Raw genomic sequence first — 208 nt, 5'->3', positions numbered from 1 at the left:
CCCGTTTCAGACACAATACTATTCATGCTCCATACCAAGACCGGCAACTAGTGGGAATCTCAAGATCAATCAAACTCCAGATGACGTTCCTTCAGACGGTTACCAAACTCTACAGGTTAAAGCCTTGCTACAGTTAACATTGCAAACCACTTCGATTGTGAAACACTTTGCTTTAAGAGTATCCTTTAACTTTTGATCTGCGAATCAC

The 208-nt window shown here is 41.3% G+C and carries 1 protein-coding gene; it reads left to right on the top strand.

Annotated features, from left to right (window positions below; translation table 11 throughout):
• Positions 1-196 (top strand): hypothetical protein (locus OKJ99_RS17625; RefSeq protein ID WP_326017364.1); only part of this gene is annotated, 196 nt, incomplete at its 5' end.
• Positions 197-208: the final 12 nt, after the last annotated feature.

Origin of the sequence: Streptomyces endophyticus, assembly GCF_035798155.1 — a bacterium.
Taxonomy (GTDB): domain Bacteria; phylum Actinomycetota; class Actinomycetes; order Streptomycetales; family Streptomycetaceae; genus Streptomyces; species Streptomyces endophyticus.
The sequence above is the reverse complement of the archived record's forward strand: the minus strand, read 5'-3'. Positions and strand labels throughout refer to the sequence as shown.